The organism is Agrobacterium sp. GD03872 (assembly GCF_029840625.1).
GTDB classification, from domain to species: domain Bacteria; phylum Pseudomonadota; class Alphaproteobacteria; order Rhizobiales; family Rhizobiaceae; genus Agrobacterium; species Agrobacterium fabrum_A.
Genome location: NZ_JAOCCY010000003.1, coordinates 599,570 through 623,485, shown reverse-complemented (window position 1 = coordinate 623,485; position 23,916 = coordinate 599,570). Strand labels below are relative to the sequence as shown.

19 protein-coding genes and 1 tRNA gene are annotated in these 23,916 nt (G+C 59.7%); 9 read left to right on the top strand and 11 right to left on the bottom strand.

The features are described 5' to 3' along the window. Positions 1-51: 51 nt before the first annotated feature. Both rpoD and N5D22_RS10700 read left to right on the top strand, forming a co-directional pair. A complete protein-coding gene (gene rpoD / locus N5D22_RS10705) occupies positions 52-2,106 on the top strand; it encodes an RNA polymerase sigma factor RpoD (RefSeq protein WP_035220298.1) in 2,055 nt (684 codons plus the stop codon). Between the two features lie 195 nt (positions 2,107-2,301). Then, a complete protein-coding gene (locus tag N5D22_RS10700) occupies positions 2,302-3,222 on the top strand; it encodes a DUF930 domain-containing protein (protein ID WP_279656347.1) in 921 nt (306 codons plus the stop codon). Between the two features lie 97 nt (positions 3,223-3,319). Here the strand turns inward: N5D22_RS10700 and N5D22_RS10695 are convergent, their stop codons facing one another. Further along, positions 3,320-5,872, bottom strand: a complete 2,553-nt coding sequence (locus tag N5D22_RS10695) for an HWE histidine kinase domain-containing protein (protein ID WP_279656346.1) — start codon at positions 5,870-5,872, stop codon at positions 3,320-3,322. A 252-nt stretch (positions 5,873-6,124) separates the two neighbouring features. Between N5D22_RS10695 and N5D22_RS10690 the strand changes: the two genes are divergently transcribed. Both N5D22_RS10690 and N5D22_RS10685 read left to right on the top strand, forming a co-directional pair. Then, positions 6,125-6,547, top strand: coding sequence for a secondary thiamine-phosphate synthase enzyme YjbQ (locus tag N5D22_RS10690; protein ID WP_279656345.1), 423 nt, complete (start codon positions 6,125-6,127; stop codon positions 6,545-6,547). A gap of 150 nt (positions 6,548-6,697) precedes the next feature. Continuing rightward, positions 6,698-7,033 carry a hypothetical protein gene (locus tag N5D22_RS10685; RefSeq protein WP_279656344.1) on the top strand — a complete coding sequence of 112 codons (336 nt, stop codon included), beginning with the start codon at positions 6,698-6,700 and terminating at the stop codon, positions 7,031-7,033. A 168-nt stretch (positions 7,034-7,201) separates the two neighbouring features. Here N5D22_RS10685 and N5D22_RS10680 read toward each other — a convergent pair whose 3' ends face one another. Then, positions 7,202-7,945, bottom strand: coding sequence for an SIMPL domain-containing protein (locus N5D22_RS10680; protein ID WP_279656343.1), 744 nt, complete (start codon positions 7,943-7,945; stop codon positions 7,202-7,204). 178 nt (positions 7,946-8,123) lie between these two features. Here N5D22_RS10680 and N5D22_RS10675 point away from each other — a divergent pair. Next, positions 8,124-8,199 (top strand) — tRNA-Ile (locus tag N5D22_RS10675). Positions 8,200-8,372: 173 nt separating this feature from the next. Here the strand turns inward: N5D22_RS10675 and N5D22_RS10670 are convergent. After that, positions 8,373-8,744 (bottom strand): hypothetical protein, encoded by a 372-nt coding sequence (locus tag N5D22_RS10670; RefSeq protein WP_279656342.1) that lies wholly within the window; start codon positions 8,742-8,744, stop codon positions 8,373-8,375. Between the two features lie 218 nt (positions 8,745-8,962). Beyond that, positions 8,963-9,595, bottom strand: a complete 633-nt coding sequence (locus N5D22_RS10665) for a porin family protein (protein WP_279656341.1) — start codon at positions 9,593-9,595, stop codon at positions 8,963-8,965. Between the two features lie 443 nt (positions 9,596-10,038). On the opposite strand from N5D22_RS10665, the gene N5D22_RS10660 reads away from it, so the two are divergent. Next, positions 10,039-10,491 (top strand): hypothetical protein, encoded by a 453-nt coding sequence (locus N5D22_RS10660; RefSeq protein WP_279656340.1) that lies wholly within the window; start codon positions 10,039-10,041, stop codon positions 10,489-10,491. A gap of 200 nt (positions 10,492-10,691) precedes the next feature. Beyond that, positions 10,692-11,252, top strand: coding sequence for a dual specificity protein phosphatase family protein (locus N5D22_RS10655; protein ID WP_279656339.1), 561 nt, complete (start codon positions 10,692-10,694; stop codon positions 11,250-11,252). 146 nt (positions 11,253-11,398) lie between these two features. Here the strand turns inward: N5D22_RS10655 and N5D22_RS10650 are convergent, their stop codons facing one another. Next, entirely contained in the window at positions 11,399-12,646 is a 1,248-nt protein-coding gene (locus N5D22_RS10650) for an AGE family epimerase/isomerase (protein WP_279656338.1), read from the bottom strand. Between the two features lie 192 nt (positions 12,647-12,838). Between N5D22_RS10650 and metH the strand changes: the two genes are divergently transcribed. Beyond that, entirely contained in the window at positions 12,839-16,612 is a 3,774-nt protein-coding gene (metH, locus tag N5D22_RS10645) for a methionine synthase (RefSeq protein ID WP_279656337.1), read from the top strand. A 204-nt stretch (positions 16,613-16,816) separates the two neighbouring features. Here metH and N5D22_RS10640 read toward each other — a convergent pair whose 3' ends face one another. After that, positions 16,817-18,148, bottom strand: coding sequence for an MFS transporter (locus N5D22_RS10640; RefSeq protein ID WP_279656336.1), 1,332 nt, complete (start codon positions 18,146-18,148; stop codon positions 16,817-16,819). A gap of 78 nt (positions 18,149-18,226) precedes the next feature. Beyond that, positions 18,227-19,003: an AAA family ATPase gene (locus N5D22_RS10635; protein ID WP_279656334.1), complete on the bottom strand. Its 777-nt coding sequence runs from the start codon at positions 19,001-19,003 to the stop codon at positions 18,227-18,229. Between the two features lie 309 nt (positions 19,004-19,312). Between N5D22_RS10635 and N5D22_RS10630 the strand changes: the two genes are divergently transcribed. After that, on the top strand, positions 19,313-19,948 hold the full coding sequence (locus N5D22_RS10630; RefSeq protein ID WP_279656333.1) for a hypothetical protein: 636 nt from the start codon (positions 19,313-19,315) through the stop codon (positions 19,946-19,948). A 30-nt stretch (positions 19,949-19,978) separates the two neighbouring features. Here N5D22_RS10630 and N5D22_RS10625 read toward each other — a convergent pair whose 3' ends face one another. The 4 genes from N5D22_RS10625 to N5D22_RS10610 all read right to left on the bottom strand — a co-directional run bounded on the left by N5D22_RS10625 (position 19,979) and on the right by N5D22_RS10610 (position 23,853). Then, entirely contained in the window at positions 19,979-21,022 is a 1,044-nt protein-coding gene (locus tag N5D22_RS10625; RefSeq protein WP_279656332.1) for a zinc-dependent alcohol dehydrogenase family protein, read from the bottom strand. A gap of 95 nt (positions 21,023-21,117) precedes the next feature. Continuing rightward, positions 21,118-22,176, bottom strand: a complete 1,059-nt coding sequence (locus tag N5D22_RS10620; protein ID WP_279656331.1) for an ABC transporter ATP-binding protein — start codon at positions 22,174-22,176, stop codon at positions 21,118-21,120. A 13-nt stretch (positions 22,177-22,189) separates the two neighbouring features. Continuing rightward, positions 22,190-22,972 (bottom strand): ABC transporter permease, encoded by a 783-nt coding sequence (locus N5D22_RS10615; RefSeq protein WP_279656330.1) that lies wholly within the window; start codon positions 22,970-22,972, stop codon positions 22,190-22,192. Then, positions 22,969-23,853, bottom strand: coding sequence for an ABC transporter permease subunit (locus N5D22_RS10610; RefSeq protein WP_279656329.1), 885 nt, complete (start codon positions 23,851-23,853; stop codon positions 22,969-22,971). The genes N5D22_RS10615 and N5D22_RS10610 overlap by 4 nt, the downstream gene beginning before the upstream one ends. Positions 23,854-23,916 lie beyond the last annotated feature (63 nt).

Here is a 23,916-nt window from a genome sequence, read left to right as displayed (position 1 = left end):
GACGGCGATGCGGCGGAACAGGTGTTAGCGTCAGGGAAAGCGACGAGATAGATGGCAACCAAAGTCAAAGAAAACGAAGAAGCAGAAAACGAACGCGACGGTGCGACGGACGGCCCGCTTCTCGACCTTTCGGATGACGCGGTCAAGAAAATGATCAAGGCCGCCAAGAAGCGCGGCTATGTGACGATGGACGAGCTGAATTCCGTCCTGCCGTCCGAAGAAGTGACCTCCGAGCAGATCGAAGACACGATGGCGATGCTGTCCGATATGGGCATCAATGTCATCGAGGACGAGGATGCCGAGGAAGCAACGGCGAGCGACGACGACAGCGATTCCGACAGCGACGATTCCGAAGGCGGGGAACTGGCCCCTTCCGGCGGCACCGCGCTTGCGACCGCCAAGAAGAAAGAACCGACCGACCGTACCGACGACCCGGTGCGCATGTATCTGCGCGAAATGGGTTCCGTGGAGCTTCTGTCGCGCGAAGGCGAAATCGCCATCGCCAAGCGCATCGAGGCCGGCCGCGAAACGATGATTTCGGGCCTGTGCGAAAGCCCGCTGACGTTCCAGGCGCTGATCATCTGGCGCGACGAACTCAACGAAGGCACGACGCTGCTGCGCGAGATCATCGATCTCGAAACCACCTATTCCGGTCCGGAAGCCAAGGCGGCGCCGCAGTTCCAGAGCCCGGAAAAGATCGAGGCGGACCGTAAGGCCGCCGAAGAGAAGGAAAAGACCCGCAAGCTGCGCGCGCCGACCGGCGACGAGGATGTGACGGATGTGGGCGGCGATGGCCTGCCGCCGGAAGAGGAAGAAGAGGACGACGACGAGTCCAATCTTTCGCTTGCCGCGATGGAAGCCGAACTGCGTCCGCAGGTCATGGAAACGCTCGACACCATCGCTGACACCTACAAGAAGCTGCGCAAGCTTCAGGACCAGCAGGTTGAGGCACGTCTTGCCTGCACCGGTACCCTGTCTTCCGGTCAGGAGCGTCGTTACAAGGAATTGAAGGATCAGCTGATCACGGCCGTCAAGTCGCTGTCGCTGAACCAGAACCGTATCGACAGCCTTGTCGAGCAGCTCTACGACATTTCCAAGCGTCTGATGCAGAACGAAGGCCGTTTGCTGCGCCTTGCCGAATCCTATGGCGTCAAGCGCGACAGCTTCCTTGAGCAGTATCACGGTGCGGAACTCGATCCGAACTGGATGAAGTCGATTGCCAATCTGGCCGCCCGCGGCTGGAAGGAATTCGCCCGCGAGGAAAGCAATACGATCCGCGAAATCCGTCAGGAAATCCAGAATCTCTCTACGGAAACCGGCATTTCCATCGCCGAATTCCGCCGCATCGTTTCGATGGTGCAGAAGGGCGAGCGCGAAGCGCGTATCGCCAAGAAGGAAATGGTCGAGGCCAACCTGCGTCTGGTGATCTCGATTGCGAAGAAATACACCAACCGTGGTCTGCAGTTCCTCGATCTCATTCAGGAAGGCAATATCGGCCTGATGAAGGCGGTCGACAAGTTCGAATATCGTCGCGGTTACAAGTTCTCGACCTATGCGACCTGGTGGATCAGGCAGGCAATCACCCGTTCGATCGCCGACCAGGCCCGCACGATCCGTATTCCGGTGCATATGATCGAAACGATCAACAAGATCGTTCGCACCTCGCGCCAGATGCTGCACGAGATCGGCCGCGAGCCGACCCCGGAAGAACTGGCTGAAAAGCTCGCCATGCCGCTTGAAAAGGTGCGCAAGGTTCTGAAGATCGCCAAGGAGCCGATTTCGCTCGAAACCCCCGTGGGTGACGAAGAGGATTCGCATCTCGGCGACTTCATCGAGGACAAGAACGCGCTACTGCCGATCGACGCCGCCATTCAGGCGAACCTGCGCGAAACGACGACCCGCGTATTGGCCTCGCTGACGCCGCGTGAAGAACGCGTTCTGCGCATGCGTTTCGGCATCGGCATGAACACCGACCACACGCTGGAAGAAGTTGGCCAGCAGTTCTCGGTTACCCGCGAACGTATCCGCCAGATCGAGGCGAAGGCGCTGCGCAAGCTGAAACATCCGAGCCGCTCGAGAAAGCTCCGCAGCTTCCTCGACAGCTAAGCTGTTCGTTTCCTTTAAAATTGAACCCGGTCAGTTACCTCTGGCCGGGTTTTTTGTTTCCCGCACTGGCGAACTCTGCGACAAGCCTTATGTGTGACAACAGGCATCCCGCTTTGCTGGAAATGCCGGGGTTCGATTTGGTTCGATGAGATGCAACAGGTTTCGGCAGGCAGATGGCGGTGGAAGGGATGGGCTGTGCCCGTCTCGGTGCTGCTGCATCTTGTCGTCGTTGCTCTTTTTTTCTTCGAGCTGCCGGAACGGATAGCCGAGCCGCAGGAGCCGGAAAGCATCAGCGTCGATCTGGTGGCGCCGCCCGAGGAAAAGAAGGCGGAAGAGGCCCCGCCGCCGGGTGAAGAGAAGGCGAAGGAAGAAAAACCGCAACCTCCGCCGCCGCCGCCCGCCCCACCGGCCGAAGAGGCAAAACCCTTGCCGCCGCCGCAGGCGACGTTGCCCGCCATCGCGATGAGGCCTGAGGAAACGCAGGCGGACCCCGAGGACAAGCCGGGCAAGACGGAGGAAGCGGAAAAGACCGAGCCTTCCCAAGAGCCGGCAGGTGAGCCTGAAAAGACGGCCGAAGACGCACCCGCGTCTCCCACGGCCAACAGCGATCTTCAGGCTTCAGCCGAGCAGGGGGAAATTGCGGTTTCACCGGTCAAGGAGAATGTGCCGCCGGAGCAAAGGCCCGTGCCGCAGGAAAAGCCGGCGGAAGAAAAGCCTGCCGAATTGGCGGAAGAAAAACCCGAGAGGCTTCCGGCAGCCAAACAGCTCCTGTCTTCTTCCGTTCTTTCGCCGGCCCAGAGACGTCAGATGTTCGGCGATCTGCCGCCGCGTCGCCGCATCGTTCAGCTTTGCAGCACCGAAGCTCTGGCCCAAATTCAGGGTGCGGGTTTTGCCGCAAGAGGCATGATCCCCTATTCGGATACGGGTGGCAGAATTTCCGGCAATTCGATCGATGCTTCCGGCGGCGCGTTCAATACGGGCAATGGCTGGCACGATGTATCGTTCCAGTGCGAGGTCGACCTGGAGAATTACGCCGTGACGGAGTTTCGGTTTAAAATCGGCAACGCGGTCAGCCCGGAAGAGGCGAAAAAGCGCGGTTTTACGAGATTTCAATAGAGGTAGATTTGGCAGCGCCTCATCGTCCGCATGCCGTCAGTCCGGACGGGGTCCGATATGATTATCCTTGATCGTAAAGGGCTTTTCTCAAGCTGCCTCACACCCGCTCCGTATCCCCCACCAGAATGCCAATCCCCGCCATCAGCGCATCCTCGTCATAAGGCTTGCGGATGACCGGCACGTTGCCGAATTCATCCGGAACCATGCTGCCATCGGCGTAACCGGTCGCGAAAAGGAAGGGGACGCCGCGGCGGTGGAGTTCGCGGGCGACGGGGATCGAGGTATCGGAACCGAGATTGATGTCGAGAATGGCCACGTCAGGCACATAATTCTTCAGCTTCTCGATTGCCATCGCCGACGAAGTCGCTGTTTCAATGGCGCTGATGCCGTTATCTTCCAGCATGTTCTCGACATCCATGGCGATCAGCATCTGGTCTTCGACGAGCAATACTTTCAATGGCTCCTCCCGGTTATAAGGTCTGGCCTGCGGCACGGCTTCGCTCTCGGATTTCGTGTCGGAAGCCGTTGTGGCCGATGAGACGTGACGGAATGGCAGCAGAAGCTCCGCCTCCAGTCCGTCGGGCAAATAGCGCATCGTGCTGCGCCCGCCGAGATCGTAGGGAATGCTGCGGCTGATGAGCGCCGTGCCGAAACCGGCGCGCGATGGCGCCGGCAGCTTTGTGGGCAGGATTTCTCGCCACGCAATCTCGCAGTCGCGATTGTCGTTGATGTTCCAGCGCACATGCAATTGCCCGCCATTTTGCGAAAGCGCGCCGTATTTGGCGGCATTCGTCGCCAGTTCGTGCAGAACCAGCGCCATCACCGAGAAGGCGCGCGAATCGAGCGTGATCTGGGGCCCTTCAAGTTTCACCGTTGTTTCCGGCGAACGATGGGGTGACAGTTCGGCGTCCAGAAGATCGCGAAGCGCACCGCCGCCTTCGCCGCGAATGATCTGGTCATGGGCAAAGGACAGCGCCTGAATGCGGCCCTTCAGCGCGGTGACATATTCCTGCAGGGTCTTGCCCTCCTGCGAAGGATTGCCGACCAGCGACTTGATGATGGCGAGAACATTCTTGACGCGGTGGTTGAGTTCCTCGTTCAGCATGCGCTGGCGCACTTCGGCGCGCTCCCTTTCGCCGGCCATCAGCTCGCTGTGATGGAATGCGACCTCGACAAGCGCAATTCTGGCTGCTTCGGCAATTTCCCGGTCGGCCTCCGACCACGGCTGCGCCTGCAGGCGGACGGTTTCCTTCCAGATCGCGAAGCTCTTGCGCGGTGTGAGGCGGTCGCCCAGCGGCCCGGTTTCATAGGATTTTTCCGGATTGCCGGCCCAGTTCAAGTTCTGCACGATCTCCTTGCGGAAGAACAGCAGGTAGTCGTTTTTCACCTGCGACAGTGGAATGGCGAGCATTCCGGCTGCGGTGCCGGCATAGATTTCCGCTTCCGGTATGGCCTGCGACAGGGCATGGGTTGCCCAGACCTTGCCTTCCGAAGCCGAGGCGACGAAACGCGCCAGCCTTGGAATGGTATCATGCGGCGGTGTTGCGCCGTGGCCATGCCAATTGTTCCCCACCCATAGCCCGACGCCGTCGCAGGGCATCAGATCGGCAAAATCCTGGAAACTGTCGATCAGCAGCTCTTCGATGTTGGTGTGATGGGCGGCAAGCCGCAGGAAACGGTCGAGCGCGGCATGGGCCTGGTTGACGGTGTCGAGCCGGCGTTTCTGTTTCAGAACCTGCAGATGCATGGAGAAAAACTCCCCGAACATTTCAGCGGCGATCCGGACCGGCATCGTCAGCACGCGCGGGGAATAGTGGTGGCAGGCGATCAAGCCCCATAGGGCGCCATCGACAATCACCGAAATCGACATGGAGGCGGCAACGCCCATGTTGCGAAGATATTCGCAATGGATGGGCGAGACGCTGCGCAGATGCGCGAAGGACAGGTCGAGCGGCTCGCCGGAGGCATCGATGGCGGGCAGGACAGGGACCCGCGCGCCGCTGGCATCGGAGATGATGCGCAGCGTGTTCTTGAGATAAAGCGCACGGGCCTGCTGCGGTATGTCGCTGGCGGGGAAATATTGCCCGAGAAAGCTTTCCAGCTCCGGCTGCTTCGCTTCCGACACCACCTTGCCGGCGCCGTCCTCCTCGAAACGGTAGATCATCACCCGGTCGTAACCGAGCGTCGCCTTTATCAGCCGCGTCGTTCTGGAGATCAGGCTTTCGACGCTGTCGGCCTCGCGAATGCGGTCCACCATCTTGCGCGCCGTGCCCAGTGGCTGCGTTTCGCTTTGCGACGGTTCGAATTCGATGATCGTGGTGGATTTGTAGCGGTGGAGGGAGATGTCGAAGCTGCGGCCATCGCCCATTTCCGTGGCGGGCAGCATGGCCGGGCGCGTGGTTCGGCCGGTCACCGTCAGCGCATTGCGCAGATCGTGGATGAGCTTCTTGCCGAGCACCTCCTCGGCGGTCCTGCCATTGATGTCGCCGTCAATGCCCAGCAGTTCCCGGCAGTTTTCGGAATGCCGCAACACCATGCGCATGGCGTTATCGCAGGCGATGAGACAGCCATGCGGTTGAATATAACCAGGAATATGAATGGGTTCGCGGTCGCAATTGGTCAGGTCGACATGATAGTCAGTGGGCGCCATGAATCAGTCTTTCGCACCCTGTGTCTGTCCGTGCCGGAGATAATCTGGTTGTTGCGGGATGGGAAAGCCTGAATAATTCATTCTGATCGTGCCAACCCTTCCCCGTTTTTTGCAACTGTGACGCCGGTTTTCCGTTTTGCTGTTATGGGCCGCCGTCATCTCTTTGTCGTATCCCTGATGTCATCGGATACAATTCGACATGTTGCAACGTTGGCAGCGCCGATTTTGTTCCAAGTTATTGAAGGAAAAAATGTGCCGCAGAAAAAACTGATCGTTTCGACCCAGGGGCAAGGGCTTTACGAATTCTCGTCCGAGGCGAGGGCTTTCGTCAAGCAGGTCGATCTTGATGAAGGCCTGCTGACCATCTTCGTCCGGCACACATCCTGTTCGCTGCTCATTCAGGAAAATGCCGATCCCGATGTCCGGGGTGATCTCATGACATTTTTTTCCCGTCTCGTGCCGCCGTCCAGCGATCCCTCCATGCGCTGGGTCGTGCACACGCTTGAAGGTCCAGACGATATGCCGGCCCACATCAAATCGGCGCTGACGACGGTTTCCATCGGTGTGCCGATCAGTGAGGGCCGGCTCGTGCTCGGCACATGGCAGGGCCTTTATCTTTTCGAACACCGCGACCGGCCGCACCGCCGGGAAGTCGTGCTGCATATTTCGCCGTGACGCCCGGATCCGGATGAAGAGCAGCCGCGTTAACATCCATGAACGCCTGCTGAACATTCGGTTCTGTTCATATTCAGGCAGGCGAGTCTAGGGTCACGTCAATCGCCGGGGGATGTGCCCTGTCGGCAAAGAAACAAACGGAGTGAGTTCATGTTCAGCACCTTCGCAAAAACCGGCCTGGCTGCCCTCATCGCCCTCGGTGGAATTTCCTTCACCGCTCCGGCTGCTTCGGCAGGCTCGGATGTTCAATTCAGAGTTCAGGTTCAGGATGGCTACGGCCATCGCCCCGGCTGGGGCCGTCCGGATCGCCCGGGCCGCGGCTGCTCGCCCTGGCTTGCGGAAGAAAAGGCAAGCCGCATGGGTCTTCGCCGCGCCCGCGTGGTTGACGTATCGCCGCGCCGCGTCGTGGTTGCCGGTTTCGATCGTCGTGGCCGTGATCGCGTTGTTTTCGCCAATGAGCGCGGCTGCCCGGTGATCCGCCGCTAAAAGCAGCGACCTTCGTTGATCTGTCGATATCCCCGTACGGCAGGTCAATCAAAAATGCCCCTCGCTTGTCCGAAAAGGCAGGCGAGGGGCATTTCGTTTTGCATCATGCCCGTGGCTGAGCATGGCATAGGGGCATGAGCGGCACCCAGGTGCCGCCCGCCGTCGATCTTACTGGTCGAGGGCGAAGGTGACGTTGACCACCACGCTGTAATTGTTTTCACCCGACGCTATCGGAACGCTATCGGCTTCCTTCATCATCGAGGCACGCATCATGCCCGCCGGTACAGGCATTGGCCGCTGCATGTTTTCGCTGATCTGGATCACCCGGCCGAGCTTCACACCCGCCGCTTCCGTCAGCGTCTTCGCCTTCGCCATCGCATCGGCAACGGCCAGCTTGCGGGCTTCGGTTACCGTGGCTTCCGGCTTGTCATTGGTGAAGGTGATGTCGCCGCCCTGGTTGATGCCAAGCTTGACGGAGGTATCGAGGATCGCGCCGAGCTTCTTCAGGTCGCGCACCCGCACGGTCAGGCCGTTGGAAACCTGATAGCCGGTGATTTCAGGCGCGACATAAACGCCGTCCTTGGGCTCAAAATGCTTGTAGAGCGGCTGAACCGAGAAATTGCTCGTCTGCAGGTCGCGATCCTCTATGGCGGCGTCTTTCAGCGCCTTCAGGACATCGGCGAGCGCCTTGGAGTTTTCGGTAAGTGCCGCAGCCGCCGTCTCCGCCTGCTTGACGACGCTGAAGGAAAGGATCGCCATATCAGGGGCGATGGCCGCCTGGCCTTCACCGGAAACACTGATCGTGGCTTCGCGCGGGTTGGCCTCCTGCGCAGACACCTGGGCGGCAAGCGGCATCATGGCTGCTGCAGTCAATGCGGTGAGTGCGAAAAGGCGGGCCGTTTTTGTCTTCATGGTGTTTCCTCGTTGATTGTGTCCCTTTGAAGGGTATTGCCTTAGATTGTGTAGCTAATACGGCGGCGCTGCCTTGCGAAAGCATCATTGGCTTGTCGGGCTCAAAAAATTACGTTAGAGCGTCACCCACCGGATTCGAGCCATTGCGAAGCCGGTGTTTCGGACCGCTTTTCCGAAAGGGCCTGTAGCTCAATGGTTAGAGCCGGCGGCTCATAACCGCTTGGTTGGGGGTTCGAGTCCCTCCGGGCCCACCAATTTCTTTTAAGATCAATTGCTTGAGATGTTTCGCCACTCCGCGCGAGCGCATTTCTGTCACGGCTGAGGCGTGATCTCTGTTCTGCTGATGGCAAAGTCCGGCGGTGGAATGAATGCATCAGTGTCGATCCGGCGTACCGTTGGGGCAAGCCGGATCGGGAAAGCTTTAGTGTCAGTTACAAACCCGCATACTTTCCATATGCCAGCCGCCGTCATAGGAATTGGGAACGCGGCGGTCTTCGAACCAGCAGCGCGGGCGGGGCGGCGGTGGCGGCTCGTAGTAGCGCGGGCCGTTATTGCTGTTGGCGATGGCGCCGCCGATCAGGCCGCCGATGACGCCTGCGGCGAGGCCGCCGGCAATCGCCGCACCGTCATTGTGGCGGCGGTGTTCGCGGTAGGGCGGCGGGGGCGGGCCGCCGCGGTCATAACCCCGGTCGTAGCGCGGGCGATAGGGATAGTCCTGCGCGGCAGCGGTGCCATAGGATGCAAAAATGCTGCCGGTGGCGACCAGCGCGGCAATAGTGGAAAGAATTATCTTTTTCATCGGGGCTACTCCATAAGCCTGCTTCGGGAGATAGAGGCTCATTATGCCCGGATGATGGCACGGGACGGGTGAACGGCCTGTGAATGTTTCATTGTTTCAGGGTTCATATTTTCGGATCCTGCAATGGGCGGGTCCATGGTCGGTGCAGGTTTTCAGCAACGAAAAAGCCCGGCGGAGGGCCGGGCTTTTGCAAAAATCGCCGCAAGTCGCCAGGGCGATCAGAACTTCACGCCGAGACCGACTTTCACAGTGTGCTGGTCAAGATCGGTGTTGATGCCGAAGATGTCCTTGTCGCCATAGTCGTTATAGCGATATTCAAGCCTGCCGAACACATTGTCGGTGAAGGCATAGTCCAGGCCCGCGCCGACGGTGTAGCCGTTGAACGTGGTGCTGTCCTTGCCGGCGCCGGGCGTTTCGATGAAGCCGCGTGTCGCGGTCCAGCCGGCGGTGGCATAGAGCAGGGCGTGGTCGAAGGCATAACCCACACGGCCGCGAACGGAGCCCTGCCAGTCGGTGCCGATCTCGGTGCCCGCATAGTCATTGTCGTTCCAGTTGTAATCGACGTCGCCTTCGATGCCGAGGACCAGATTATTGTCGAACTGGTAATTGTAACCCGCGAAAGCGCCAAGAATGCCGCCGTCGAAATTATCCGAGGCGACCGGGCCGCCCGCCGAAAAATCGCCATTTGCCCAGCCCGCGCCGCCTTGAATACCAAGATAGGGGCCAGACCAGGTGAAGACCGGCAGGGCTTCCTGCGCGACCGGCGGTGCAGGCGTTTCGTAGACGGCATCCGCGGCCATTGCGGTGCTGGCCGACAGGGCCAGGAGTGACGTTACGATCAGCGTTTTCATCGTTTTTCTCCCTGAGCTGACTGACATCCATAGCATAGATTAGCTGCTTTTAATATGGGTTGGGGTTCGGCGGTTCCAAGAGGCGCTGTGCCCTCCCGGCGTTAATGGCCGTCTTGCCCCTGGTCGTGGCGTTTCATCGCCCCGCCATGCTGTTGTGATGCGGCGAACGTCCGCAGCCGCGTTTGGTTCCCTTCGGTGTTTCATCAAAAGTCCGGCAGGGCGGCCCGCCGGTGTCACGCTTGGTTGTCTTGACAGCGGGGGGCGTGACCATAGAGTTGTGGTTGACTGCAAACAGTGCCGGTGCTTCGCGCCGTACAACAAGCGGCATGGCTGCGGTTGAGACGATACCGCCGCGACCTCTCGTTGAGGGTGGTCGCTGCGGGCAGGAAGGGCATGGGAGGATGAAATCGCATGAGGTTTTATTTTAGCGGAGGAGGGGCGACGTGATTGTCGGAGCCGTTCTCAGCGCCATTCTTCTTCTCACTCTCATCGCATTTCCACGGCATCTCAAATCCGTTGTCATCTGCCTGCTCGTGATCTGGACGGCCACTGCGGCCTTTGTCATTTATGACTGGCGGCGCGGCAGCCAGCGGCTCGATCATGTCGTTGCGACCGCCGGTTTCGATGCGACCTGTACGGATCCGGCATTGCCCATTCGTGTCAGCTTCCGCAACGACAACAATGTTGCGGTGCAGCGGCTGACCTATACGCTGGAAGGTTTCGAACCCGCCTTCCGCGCCTCCGTCTCCTTCGACCCCTACCAGGTGAGCGAAAGACGGATCGAGGCCGGCGAGACTTTCGCCGCCTGCCGTTCCTTCCGGCTGCGCAACAATGAAAGGGTGGAACCGCAGCGGCTGGAATGGCGTGTCACCGTCATTTCCGCGGAGTTCGACTGAGCGGCCGATGCGACCGCTGGTTATCACGGCATTTTGAAAATTTTCGCGCTGTCGATAAAGTCCCTGCACCACAGGGGCTTTACGCGGGAGGGCGGGCCCTTGCCTTTTCGAACCGGGCAGCTTTGGAAGGGACCTGACTTGTTTTCGCCGGTTTGCGATGCCATCTCCCGCCCATTCGATTGATGTCGCGGGTAGACGGTTTGCGTATTGTTTTGAAGTTTCTGAAAATCACGGCCATTGGCCTTGTCGCCCTGCCGGTTCTGGCGGGCGCGCATATGGGTATCGGGCAATTGACCGGAAATTTCCACGAGGTCATTCCGGGCGAACTCTATCGTTCGGCCCAGCCGAGCGGCAAGGATATTGCCGCTTATGCCAAGGCTTATGGCATCAAGACGATCATCAACCTGCGCGATGAAAAACGTGAAGGCTGGTATGAGGCTGAAAGCCAGGCGGCGAAAAACAACGGCATCCGGCTGGTCGATTATCCGCTGAACTCAGGCGAAAAGGTCTCGGTTGAGGATTCGGAAACGCTGGCGGCCATGCTGCGCAATGCGGAAAAGCCGATCCTTATTCACTGTGAGCATGGCGCGAACCGCACCGGGCTCGCCTCCGCCATCTATGTGGCCGCCGTGGCCGGCAAGAGCGAGGCGGCCGCCGAGTTTCAGCTTTCGCCCTATTACGGGCATGTGCCGATCCCCGGTATCGGGCGGTATGAAATGTACCAGTCCTGGGACGATTTCGAGGAAACCATCGGCTTTTGAGACGCCGCCAGACATCGTCACCCCGGACTTGATGCAGGGGCCAGTGCGATCAAGTCATTGATCGCGAAAGACTCTTTCACGGCGCAGGCGCGCCGTGGCTGGATGCCGGCTCAAGGCCGGCATGACGGACGGTTGCGCAACGCGCCTCAATAATCCCCGCCGCTTTCCCTGATCACCTTCGTCAGGCTTCCCGTCGCCGGGAAAAGCGGGATGAGGCAGGCCTGCAGCGCGTGGTAGATATCGCCCTTGCCGGGGAACAGCGTATGGGCGGGAACCAGATATTCCGTCAGTTCCTCGTGCCAGCCGCCATTCTCATGGTCGATGAAGTTGTTGGCGACGGTGCTCCAGATGCGGCGGTAACTGTCTTCATAGAAGTTGTCCGCCGGCAGGTTCTCGTTGAGGAAGTGGGCAGCACCAGCCGCCTCGGACATGGGCCACCAGAGCTTTGACCGCTTGTCGGGATTGTCGTTCCAGTCGAGCGTATAAAAGAAGCCGCCCTTTTCCCGGTCCCAGCCGAGCGCCATGGATTGCACGAAGAGCGATTTCGCTGCCACCGGCATCCAGTCATGGCGACGCTCTCCCAGCACCCATAATTGCAGGATGAGGCGCGCCCATTCCAGCCAGTGGCCGGGGGTGGTGCCGGAGGGGCGGAACATTTCGTTGCCGCGATACTCCTTATCGAGCGTCCAGTTCTCGTCGAAATGCTCCGGTACGCGGAAGTCCAGCTCGCCGGCGCGACGGCGAATGACGAGGTCGGCGATGCGCTCCGCCTTGCTGAGGTAACTATTGTCGCCGGTAACCTCATAGGCGGCCATCAGCGCTTCCGTCAGGTGCATGTTGGAGTTCTGGCCGCGGTAATTCTCGATGGGCGACCAGTCGCGATGGAATTCCTCGGCGATGGCGCCGTGTTTTTCTTCCCAGAAGCGGGTCTCCAGAACCTCGGTAATATCGGCCAGCATCCGGTCGGCCAGCGGGTGGCCGACGGTCTTGGCGGAAGAAGCGGCCAGAAGCACGAAGGCATGGCCGTAACCCTGCTTGGTGGCGTCCACAGGGCCGGCATCGTTCACCTGCCAGAAATAACCGCCATGCTCGCCATCGCGGTGCCTGTTCCAGAGATAGGTCATGCCGTGGTCGACGATATCGCCGCAGCCCGGGCGGCCAAGCAGGTGGCCGATGGAGAAGCAATGGACCATGCGGGCCGAAGCATGGATGCCGCGCACGGGGTCGTTTGGCTGCAACGGCACGCCTTTGGCATCGAGATCGAAGAAGCCGCCGGCAGGGTTGAAGGCGCGATACTGGAAGAAATCGAAAAGTCCCTCGGCCTGTTTTACCAGCCATTGGCGATGCCAGGGCAGGGTGTTCCAGTTGCGGCTGTTGTGATCGTCCTCGGGCATTCTCGTCCTCCATGCGGTTTGCTGCTTCGGCTTATATCCTTGCCGTATAAACCTGTCATCTGTCAGTGAAATTTCGTAGTCTGCCGCAACGACGCAAAGCCATGTCTGTCCCTTGAAGATATATTGACATAAACATATCTTTATGTGACTTGACGGCTTGCGATCTTGCAAATCGAAATGAGGAGTATGCCCGTGTTTGACGACCTGTTTGGCCCTGAAGGGGCAAAGCGCGACGGCGCGGAAATTTTCAAGGCGCTGCGCGAAGCCGCCAGCGAACGCATCCTCATTCTCGATGGCGCCATGGGCACGCAGATCCAGGGGCTGGGTTTTGACGAAGACCATTTTCGTGGCGATCGTTTTATCGGCTGCGCCTGTCACCAGAAGGGCAATAACGACCTTCTGATCCTGACCCAGCCGGACGCTATCGAGGATATCCACTATCGCTACGCCATGGCGGGTGCGGATATTCTCGAAACCAACACGTTTTCGTCGACGCGTATCGCGCAGGCCGATTACGAGATGGAAAACGCCGTCTACGACCTCAACCGCGAAGGTGCCGCGATTGTCCGCCGCGCCGCCCAGCGCGCCGAGCGCGAAGATGGCCGCCGCCGTTTCGTGGCCGGCGCCATCGGCCCGACAAACCGCACGGCCTCCATTTCGCCTGACGTCAACAATCCCGGTTATCGCGCCGTCAGCTTCGACGATCTGCGTATCGCCTATGGCGAGCAGATCGATGGCCTGATCGACGGCGGGGCCGACATTATCCTGATCGAGACGATCTTCGATACGCTGAACGCCAAGGCGGCGATCTTCGCCTGCGAGGAGCGTTTCGAGGCCAAGGGCATCCGCCTGCCGGTGATGATCTCGGGCACGATTACCGATCTTTCCGGCCGCACGCTTTCCGGCCAGACGCCTTCGGCCTTCTGGAACTCGGTGCGCCACGCCAACCCCTTCACCATCGGCCTGAACTGCGCGCTGGGTGCCGACGCCATGCGTCCGCATCTTCAGGAACTGTCTGACGTCGCCGATACCTTCGTCTGCGCCTATCCGAATGCCGGCCTGCCGAATGAATTCGGCCAGTATGACGAAACGCCCGAGATGATGGCGCGTCAGGTTCAGGGTTTTGTCCGCGACGGTCTCGTCAACATCGTCGGCGGCTGCTGCGGTTCCACGCCGGAGCATATCCGGGCGATTGCGGAGGCTGTCAAAGGCTACAAGCCGCGCGAAATTCCCGAGCACAAGCCCTTCATGTCGCTTTCGGGCCTCGAGCCTTTCGTGCTGACCAAGGACATTCCCTTCGTCAATGTCGGCGAACGCACCAACGTCACCGGCTCGGCCCGCTTCCGCAAGCTCATCACCGCCGGTGATTATACGGCGGCTCTGGCTGTCGCCCGCGACCAGGTGGAAAACGGTGCGCAGATCATCGACATCAATATGGATGAGGGCCTGATCGATTCCGAAAAGGCGATGGTGGAGTTCCTGAACCTCATCGCCGCCGAACCTGACATTGCCCGCGTGCCTGTGATGATCGACTCATCCAAGTTCGAGATCATCGAGGCCGGCCTGAAATGCGTTCAGGGCAAATCGATCGTCAATTCCATTTCGCTGAAGGAAGGCGAGGAGAAGTTTCTCCAGCAGGCGCGGCTCGTCCATAATTACGGTGCGGCGGTCGTGGTCATGGCCTTCGATGAGGTCGGGCAGGCCGATACTTACGAGCGCAAGGTCGAGATCTGCTCGCGCGCCTACAAGCTCTTGACCGAGAAGGCGGGCCTGTCGCCGGAAGACATCATCTTTGATCCCAACGTCTTTGCCGTTGCGACCGGCATCGAGGAGCACAATAATTACGGCGTGGATTTCATTCAGGCCACTAGAACCATCCGCGAAACCATGCCGCTCACGCATATTTCCGGCGGCGTTTCCAACCTGTCCTTCTCCTTCCGCGGCAATGAGCCGGTGCGTGAGGCGATGCATGCCGTGTTCCTCTACCATGCCATTCAGGTCGGCATGGATATGGGCATCGTCAATGCCGGGCAGCTTGCGGTTTACGACAATATCGATCCGGAACTGCGTGAGGCCTGCGAGGACGTGGTGCTGAACCGTCGCGACGATGCGACCGAGCGTTTGCTTGAAGTGGCGGAGCGTTTCCGTGGCACGGGCGCCAAGGATACCAAGGTTCAGGACCTTTCATGGCGCGAACTGCCGGTCGAGAAGCGGCTGGAGCATGCGCTGGTCAACGGCATTACCGAATATATCGAGGCCGATACGGAAGAGGCGCGCCAGAAGGCAGAGCGTCCATTGCACGTCATCGAAGGGCCGCTGATGGCCGGCATGAACGTGGTCGGCGACCTCTTCGGTTCGGGCAAAATGTTCCTGCCGCAGGTGGTGAAATCCGCCCGTGTGATGAAGCAGGCGGTGGCCGTGCTGCTTCCTTACATGGAAGAGGAAAAACGCCTGAATGGCGGGTCCGAGCGCAGCGCCGCCGGCAAGGTGCTGATGGCGACCGTGAAGGGCGATGTGCACGATATCGGCAAGAACATTGTCGGCGTCGTTCTCGCCTGCAACAATTATGAGATCATCGATCTCGGCGTCATGGTGCCGACGACGAAAATCCTTGAAACGGCGATTGCCGAAAAGGTGGATGTGATCGGCCTTTCCGGCCTCATCACCCCGTCGCTGGACGAGATGGTGCATGTGGCGGCCGAAATGGAGCGGCAGGGTTTCGACATCCCGCTGCTGATCGGTGGCGCAACGACGAGCCGTGTGCATACGGCGGTGAAAATCCATCCGCGTTACGAGGCGGGACAGGCAATCTATGTCACCGACGCCTCGCGTGCGGTGGGCGTCGTGTCGGCGCTTCTGTCCGCCGAACAGAAGCCCGCTTATATCGACGGTATTCGCAGCGAATACGCCAAGGTGGCGGAGGCGCATGCCCGCAATGAGCGCGAAAAGCAGCGCCTGCCGCTTTCCCGCGCCCGCGAGAATGCGCACAAGATCGACTGGTCGGCCTATAGCGCCGTCAAGCCGCAATTCTTCGGCACCAGGGTGTTCGAGACTTACGATCTTGAAGAGCTTTCCCGCTACATCGACTGGACGCCGTTCTTCCAGACCTGGGAATTGAAGGGTCGTTTCCCGGCCATTCTCGATGACGAAAAGCAGGGCGAGGCGGCGCGGCAGCTTTACAGCGATGCGCAGGCGATGCTGAAGAAGATCATCGAGGAAAACTGGTTCCGGCCGCGGGCGGTGATCGGCTTCTGGCCGGCCAACGCCGTGGGTGACGATATTAGGCTGTTTACGGATGAAAGCCGCGGCGAAGAGCTGGCGACCTTCTTCACGCTGCGCCAGCAGCTTTCCAAACGCGACGGTCGCCCGAATGTTGCGCTGTCGGATTTCGTCGCGCCTGTCGATAGCGGTGTTGCCGATTATGTCGGTGGCTTCGTGGTGACGGCGGGTATCGAGGAAGTGGCGATTGCCGAGCGCTTCGAGCGGGCCAATGACGATTATTCGTCTATTCTCGTCAAGGCGCTGGCCGACCGTTTCGCGGAAGCCTTTGCCGAGCGCATGCATGAGCGGGTGCGCAAGGAGTTCTGGGGTTATGCGCCGGACGAGGCTTTTGCCGGCGAGGAGTTGATTGGCGAGGCCTATGCCGGCATTCGCCCGGCGCCCGGCTATCCGGCCCAGCCCGACCATACCGAAAAGAAGACGCTGTTCGCCCTGCTCGACGCCACCAATGCGGCGGGTGTGGAACTGACGGAAAGCTACGCCATGTGGCCGGGCTCCTCCGTCTCCGGCATCTATATCGGCCATCCCGAGAGCTATTATTTCGGTGTCGCCAAGGTGGAGCGCGATCAGGTTCTCGATTATGCGCGCCGTAAGGACATGCCGGTGGAAGAGGTGGAGCGCTGGCTCGGTCCTGTCCTCAACTACGTGCCGACGAACGGCGCGGAGGAAATCGACAGCGCGGCGTGAGGTTTCGCGCCTCACGCTTTTGCATTGGAGCGCGGACGTTGCCACTGCTCAACATTGCTGCGACCTCTGTTTCGTCATCCTCGGGCTTGACCCGAGGATCCATAACCACCTGAAATCAATGGATCCTCGGGTCAAGCCCGAGGATGACGTCGGGTATCTGGAGAGGTTTGCGAAAGCGTAGGATTCGCGCGCCTTTATACCGTCTTACGACCTCAATGCCGCCAGTTCCTCGATGCCGACATGGCTCTCGACCTCGCTGCCACGCAGATAGAGATAGAGGCCGATCGCGAAGGCGAGGACGGCGATGAAGACCAGATACCAGGCATGGGCCATGGGGTTGATAGCGAGCGCCGTGGTCACGCCAATCGGCGTCAGCCCGCCGAAGACGGCATAGGAGACGTTATAGGCGAAGGAGAGGCCGGAGAAGCGCACCGAGGCCGGGAAGGCGCGGACCATGACATAGGGCACCGCACCCGCCATGCCGACCGACAGGCCCATGACGCCGTAGAGCACAAACATGGTTTGAAGCGATGTGCCGGCATAGCTGTAGAAGGTGAAGGTGGCGATGCCGAAGAAGATGCTCGCCCCCATGAAGAAGATGCCGGAGCCGACGCGGTCAATCAGCGCGCCGGCGATGATGACGCCAAAGATCAGGAACAGCGTGCCGAAGCTGGTGCCGGCCAGCGCCTGTGTCGGGGTATAACCGTAGAGCTTCTGCAGGAAGGTGGCCGTCATCAGCGTCGTGACGACAATGGCCGCCGAGAGAACCCAGGTCAGCAGGGCGGAAATGACCACGCCGCGCATATGGTGCTTCAGCACCAGCCCGAGCGGCAACTTGTCCGTCAGCGATTTCGACTTCTTCATCTCCATGAAGATCGGCGTTTCTTCCAGCCAGCGGCGCAGATAAACGGCGATCAGGCCGAAAATGCCGCCGAGCAGGAAGGGAATGCGCCAGGCGTAACCGGCCACGTCTTCCGGCGAAAAGAGCGAGTTGATGGCGAAGGCGATCAGCGAACCCAGCATGATGCCGAAGGAAAGGCCGGATGTGAGGAAGCCGCAGGCGAGGCCAACGCGGCGGAAGGGTACATGTTCGGCAACGAAGGTCCAAGCGCCCGGCACTTCACCGCCGATGGCGGCACCCTGCAGCATGCGCAGGATGATGAGCAGGATGGGGGCGGCCACGCCGATGGTGGCATAGGTCGGCATCAGTGCCATGCCCAGCGTCGAGAGCGCCATCAGCAGGATCGAGAAGGCGAAGACGCGCTTGCGGCCGTAACGGTCGCCATAATGCGCCAGCACGATGCCGCCCAGCGGCCGCACCAGATATCCGGCGGCGAAGATGCCGAAAGTCTGGATCATCACCAGCCAGTCCGGCATTTCCGGCGGGAAAAACAGATGGCCAATGACGGTGGCGAAAAATACGAAAATGATGAAATCGTAAAATTCCAGCGCGCCGCCGAGGGCCGAAAGGCCAAGAGTTCTGTAATCCTGACCGTTGAGGGGTCGGGCTGCCGCCGGTGTGGTGGTGGGAGACATGAGGCTGCTTCTTTTCTAAATTACGTATTACTTATGGGCATGCGGCAAGCGCGGCGCGATTTCAAGCCTTATCCATGCTCAATCGCTCAGGTATTTCGACGGATGGTCGAGGAAGCGGCGCAGGAAACTGATGTTTTCCAGCTCGTCATAGAGGCGCTCGGTGATGCCATCAGCGTCGAAATGATAGATCGTCGCTTCGGGGATAGCCAGAAGCACCGGCGAATGGGTGGCGATGATCAATTGCCCGCCACCATCGGCGGCGTCGCGGATAAGGGCTGCCAGTTCGAGCTGTTTTTGCGGTGAAAGCGGGCTTTCCGGTTCGTCGAGAAAATAGAGGCCGGCGCCATGCAGCCGCTGTTGCATGATATCGAGAAATCCTTCGCCATGCGAACGCCGGTCGATGACATTGTTCCTGACTATCCTGCGAAACGTATCCGGGGTTTCTTCCGGAAAGTCTTCACCATTCTTGAGGGCCTTTTCCCGCTCCCAGCGAAAATCGTCCAGCGCGTCCTCGTTCTGCCGGCGAATATAACCAAGCACGTCTTCCGCGCGCATGAACATGCGGATTTTCGGATATTTCTTGCGGGCGAAATAGAAGGATTTCGCCACGGTTTCGGCATGCTGAAGGTAGAGATCGCCGGCAACCTGGCCGTGATTGCCGATGGCATAGGCCGTCATTCCGGCCGCCAGCCCTTCCAGCAGCGTCGATTTGCCGGAGCCGTTATTGCCGGCAAAAAAGGTGATCGGCGTCTTGAATTCGAGGCGCTCCAGATGGCGCAGCGCCGGAACGGAGAAGGGATAACCATCTCTTCCGTCCGGGGTGTCTTTCATGGTTACGCTGTCGAGAAACAGCATGTCGCGTTCCTTGCCAATAATCCGTCCTGTTCGGAGGTGTTGCGCCGTGGCTCATCATCAAGCCTGAAGCGGGTGATTGTATCTGGAGTTTAACGTGGTGCGTGATGTCGGCGTCAACCTCCCGACATCGATTCGTGCGATTGTTTAGAGTGCAATAAAATTACAATATGTAATATATGTATAAATAATTCTATTTCTCATTTCTGGTGGATTATTTCTGCGCTAATAAAGTATTATTTTCAGGATATACTTATAATTAATACACTCATGGCAATCGTCACTCATTCTCGTTGCTGCTGTGGGGAATGGATGAACTATATTGCGCTATTTTCTGCCGTCATGCTGTTCTCTCTGGCGTTCATCGGTCAGGCGGAGGCCCGGAAGGCACGGTTTTTCGCCATTCCCGGGTTTGGTGGCGGTGAGACGATCGACCTTGTCTATGATTTGCCGGACAATCCGGCTTTCCTTCGCGAGGGAAAAGCGTTCGATCTCGGTTATCTGAACAGCAGCAATGGCAATGCTTACGTTCTCTATCATGGCGACCGCTACAGCAAACTCAGCGATACGGATATTGCCAGGCTGAAGGCGATGCTCGGTTTTGATCCGACGACCAAACATCGTATGGAACAGGCGTCGCGCGGCACCGGCGCCGGCGTCACGGGCTGGGGCCTCGTTATTTTCATCGCTGTGGGGGTGCTCGGTCTTTCCGTGCTCATCCACAAGGGGTTGAATGTCATGCGCTGGATGATGCGAGCATTGACGACCCCCGCCGCCATTGGTTCAGATGAGGCTGTTTCCACGCCGCTTGAGGTTCGCAAGAAGAAATTGGTAAATCGGCAATGGAGCGACACCGATCATGCCGCACGCAGCCCGACGCCGTCGGCCGCGCAGGCATCTTCCCGGTCAGACGCTCCGGTCCGGGCCTTTGGACGCAGGAACGTCTGACGCGGAGAATGAATGGCCACGACCGGACGGTTATTCGAACCGGTCGATGATGCTGATGCCGCTTTCCCTGAAGCTGTCCATGGCGGGCAGGGCGGTAGCCGCCTCGGAAAGCGTGATGTGGCGGCCGATCAGCTTTTCCGGCGCAAGCCTGCCGCTTTCGATCATCGCCAGCATGTCCTCGTAACGCCATGCCTGCATGCCGTGGCTGCCATAGATCTCCAGCTCATGCGCGATCACCCGCGCCATGGGGATGGCGGGCATGGCGTGATCGGCCAGCATCAGCCCCACCTGCACATGGCGTCCGCGCCGGCGCAGATTGCTGATGGAATTGCAGCAGGTTTGCGGGTGGCCCAGCGCGTCGACGGAGACATGTGCGCCGCCGCCGGTTACCTCACGAACCGCCTCGGCAACATCGGCAACCGCGCGGCTGTTGATCGTCGCGGTCGCGCCGAGCTGCCGGGCGAGTTCCAGCTTGTCTTCGGCGATGTCGATGGCGACGACCTGTGCGCCGAGGCCAGCGCCGATCATGATGGCGGAGAGGCCGACGCCGCCGCAGCCATGCACCGCCAGCCATTCACCGCCCTTCAGGCGTCCCTGATCGGTCACGGCCCGGAAGGAGGTGGCGAAACGGCAGCCGAGGCCGGCGGCGGTGGCGTAACTCATCGTATCAGGCAGGTGCACGAGGTTCTGATCGGCATAATCGATGGCGACATATTCGGCGAAGGAGCCCCAATGGGTGAAGCCGGGCTGGAACTGCGCCTCGCAGACCTGCTGGTTGCCGGAACGGCACTCATGGCAATGGCCGCAGCCGGAGACGAAAGGCACGGTGACACGGTCGCCAGTCTTGAAGCGGGTGACGTTTTTGCCGACAGCGGCGATCACGCCTGCGAATTCGTGGCCGGGAACATGCGGCAGGCGGATATCCGGGTCATGTCCCATCCAGCCATGCCAGTCGCTGCGGCAGAGGCCGGTCGCCTTTACCGCGATGACCACGCCGCCATCGGTGGGTTCCGGATCGGGAAGGGACGCAACGACAGGGGTCTCGCCGAAACGTTCGTAATAAAGCGCGCGCATCATGGCCTCACATTATTGGCATGCAGGTTCGAAGTCATACCTGCTCTACCATTTCCAGCAAATGGGCGAAGCGGTTTTGCACCTGGAAAGGTGATTCAGTCCTTGATGAGCATCAGGTCGCCGGCTGCGAATTTCAGCGTCACCTGTTCGCCGACGGCGGGCGGTGCTGTGCCGGGATCGTTGAACATGTCGAAAGACAGGGTGGAACCGCCAAGATCGAGCCGGGTGCGGATGACGGAGCCGAGGAACTGGCTGGAGGTGACGAGGCCGGAAATGGCGACATCGCCTTTCGCGTCATGACCGAGCGAACCGGCTTCCGGTCGAAGCGCGAGCGTGATTTTTTCACCATTGGCCGCATCGACCGGCTTGGGCAGGGTGATCTGCTGCTCTCCGACACGGATGGTGTTGGACGAGGAATCGACCACGGTGGCGTCGATGAGGTTCAGCGTGCCGACGAAGGAGGCGACAAAACGGGTCGATGGTTTGTTGTAGATATCGAAAGGCGAACCGATCTGGTCGGCGCGGCCGGCATTCATGACGACGATGCGGTCGGAAATCGACAGGGCCTCTTCCTGATCATGGGTCACGAAAATGGTGGTGATGCCGAGTTTCTGCTGGATCTGGCGGATTTCTTCGCGCAGCGAGACACGGATCTTGGCATCGAGCGCGGAGAGCGGCTCGTCCAGGAGAAGGACTTCCGGCTTAGGGGCCAGAGCGCGGGCCAGCGCCACACGCTGCTGCTGGCCGCCCGACATCTGGTAGGGGTAGCGGTCGGCCAGATGTTCCAGGTGGATGAGCTGGAGCATTTCCTTCACGCGGGCGTCGATCTCGGCTTTCGGCTTGCCGGCGACTTTGAGCCCGAAGGCGACGTTTTCATAGACATTCATGTTGGGGAACAGCGCATAGGCCTGGAACACCATGCCGATATTGCGCTGGTTCGGTCTGAGCGCCGTCTGGTCTTTGCCGTTGATGACGATCGATCCGCCGGTCGGTGTTTCGAAGCCGGCGATCATGCGCAGCACGGTGGTCTTGCCGCAGCCCGATGGTCCGAGAAAGGAGACGAATTCGCCCTTTTCGATGGCCATGTTGAAATCATGCACGACCTGCACGGAGCCGAAGGATTTCTTGATGTTGCTAAGTGTCAAAAAGCTCATGAAAATCTTGTCCTCAGGCCTTGGGAGGCGCGCCCTTCTGGTAGCGTGAAACGAGTTGGATCAGACCGAGGCAACCCCAGGTGATGCCGAAGGAAATAACGGCAAGCGCTGCCGGTTCATAGGCGCGATTGGCGCCGAGCAGCTGCATGTAGGGACCGAAGGCCGGGCGGTTCAAAAGGGCCGCCATGGTGAATTCACCGATGACGATGGCGAAGGTCAAGAACGCACCTGAGAGCACGGCGACCAGAACATTGGGCAGGATGATGCGCGACAGGATCGTCGTCCAGCCTGCGCCGAGGCTCTGCGCCGCTTCCGTCAGCGTGGCGACATCGATGGTTCGGAGGCCAGTATCGACGGCGCGGTACATATAGGGCAGCGCCAGCGTGGCATAACCGAACATCAAAAGCAGGTTGGTGCCGAAGGTCGTGCCCGTCAGCGGCAGCCAGCTCGAGGTGTTATAAAGCCTGATATAACCGAAGACGATGACGATGGCCGGGATGACCAGCGGCAGAAGCGTGATGAACTCGATATAGGGCCGAAGGCCCGGCAGCTTCAGCCGCACCCAATAGGCGGTGGGCACGACAAGCAGAACGCCGAAGACGATGGTGAACAGCGCCATCACCACGGAATAGCTGAAGGTCTCCTGAAAGCGCGGATCGGTAAGCACCTTGGCATAGGCATCGAAGGAATATTCGCCGCGCCGCATTTTCAGCGAGAAGTTGGTCATGCCGATCAGCGGCAGGGCGAAATAGAGCAGGCCGAAGATCAGCGCGCCCCAGGCGAAGAACCGCTTCATTTCAGCCACCTTTCGCTGCGGGCGCGCAGCCAGATATAAAGTGCATTGGCGATGCCGGTGACGACGATCATGCCGAAGGCAAGCGCATATCCGAGATGCGGATTGCCAAGAACGTCACCACGGATCTGCGCGAAGAGCAGGATCGGCACGATGTTGAGCGACGAGCCGGTGAGCGCGATTGCGGTCGCCACCGCGCCGAAGGCATTGGCAAACAGTAGCGACATGGTGCCGAGCAGCGACGGCAAAAGAATGGGGAAGGCCACCATGCGCCAATATTGCAGGCCGGTCGCGCCGAGGATTTCCGCCGCCTCGCGCCATTCGCGCTTTAGCCCGTCCAGCGCCGGCGTGATGATGAGGATCATCAGCGGTATCTGGAAGAACAGGTAGGTAACCGTCAGGCCCCAGAAGGACAGGATGTTGAAGCCAAGCAGCCTCAGATCGATGCCGATCTGCGTCTTCAGAAACACGGTGAGCAGGCCGACCGGGCCGAGCGTGGCGATAAAGGCGAAAGCGAGCGGCACGCCGGCGAATTGCGAGGCGACGCCCGAAAAGGTCAGAAGCGGTCCGCGAATGCGCTGCGGCAGGCCGCCCAGCACCACGGCAGCGGCGACGGCAAAGCCGATCAGGCAGCCGAGAGCCGCAGAAGCGAGGCTGATCTTGATTGAAATCCAGTAGGCCGCGAGAATGGAAGAGGTGAAAAGTCCGGCAATGTTTTCCAGCGTGAAGCTGCCATCGGTACGCTGAAACGCGCCGATCACGATCTTCATCGTCGGCAGAAGCAGAAACAGCAGAACAAAAACGGCAAAAGGTACGACACCTATCCAGTGAAGAGGCAGCTTCCTGCCCGCATCGGATGGTGCACCGGTGTTGGTCGATGACATGCCTTGTCCCCAAACGCCGCTTTCAAAACGGTCTGTCTATTAAAGTATTTATTATAAAAGAAG